We start from the raw sequence: 310 nt of genomic DNA, 5'->3' as shown, positions 1-310 counted from the left end.
GTGACGTTCTGTTCGGCCACCAGGATCGTCAGGCCCTCGTCGCGGTTGAGGCGCTCGACGGTGCGGAAGATCCCCGCCACCACCTGCGGGGCGAGGGCCCTGTAGGGGTCGTCCAGGACGAGCAGGCGCCGGCGGCCCATCAGGGCGCGCCCGACCGCCCCCCTCTTCCGTTCGCCCCCGGAGAGCAACGCCGCGGGCGCCCCCCGCCTCTGCACCAGGCGCGGGAAGAACCGCGACCATCGCGCGCGGTAGTCCCCGATGTCGGCCGCGTCGCCGCCGCCTCCCAGCCCGCCGGTCGCTAGGGTCCTCC

General features: G+C 75.5%; 1 pseudogene. It reads right to left on the bottom strand.

What is annotated here, in order from left to right:
- Positions 1-310, bottom strand: a pseudogene (locus MKK51_RS00580) (ABC transporter ATP-binding protein); the annotation flags it as partial.

It is taken from the genome of Methylobacterium sp. E-045, assembly GCF_022829685.1.
In the GTDB taxonomy this organism is placed as follows: Bacteria; Pseudomonadota; Alphaproteobacteria; order Rhizobiales; family Beijerinckiaceae; genus Methylobacterium.
The sequence above is the reverse complement of the archived record's forward strand: the minus strand, read 5'-3'. Positions and strand labels throughout refer to the sequence as shown.